This is a genomic window from Komagataeibacter intermedius TF2 (genome assembly GCF_000964425.1).
GTDB lineage: Bacteria > Pseudomonadota > Alphaproteobacteria > Acetobacterales > Acetobacteraceae > Komagataeibacter > Komagataeibacter intermedius.
The window spans coordinates 1-587 of sequence record NZ_BANF01000503.1 but is presented as its reverse complement, the minus strand read 5'-3'; the positions used below and the strand labels follow the sequence as shown (position 1 = coordinate 587).

Sequence of the window (587 nt, the reverse complement as noted above, 5' to 3'; positions counted from 1 at the left end):
CGGGAGTGGTGGAAGGCCGGACGCCAGCAGGGCGTGATGCATTCCAGTGGCTGGCTTTTTCCTGGGCGGGACACCATAAGGCCCATCAGCACACGGCAGCTCCATTGTGTGGTTGTCGATGCCGCGCGGGCTGCTTCGAGCACCAGACGTGCGGGGCCTCATACCTTGCGGCACAGCTTTGCCACGCACCGGCTTGAGGATGGTGTCGATATCCGCGTAATCCAGGTGCTGCCGGGTCATTCCCCTCTGGAGACCACGGCCCTTTATACAAAAGTTGCGACACGGACCGTGCGGGCCATCATCAGTCCGCTCGACAGGCTGGGCAAACTGTTCTGCCGCCTGTTCCTGACCCGGCTGCGCGCACTTTCCGATGCCGACCGGCTGGCCTTTTGGGGGCAGCTTGCCCCTCTGGCAGCCCGGCGTGCCTTTATGCGGTATCTGGCCCCTGTGCACAGCACGCGCTGGGTCGTCTACGCCAAACCACCATTTGCCGGTCCCAAAGCGGTACTGGCCTGTCTGTCGCGCTATACCCACTGTGTCGCCATCTCGAACCGCCGCCTCCTGGCGTTCAACGAAAACGGTGTGAC

2 pseudogenes are annotated in these 587 nt (G+C 63.2%); both read left to right on the top strand.

From position 1 onward, the window contains the following. Window positions 1–36 precede the first annotated feature (36 nt). A pseudogene (locus B7449_RS20305) lies at window positions 37–219 on the top strand (tyrosine-type recombinase/integrase); the annotation flags it as partial. Between the two features lie 93 nt (window positions 220–312). Beyond that, window positions 313–587 (top strand): annotated as a pseudogene (locus B7449_RS22400) (transposase); the annotation flags it as partial.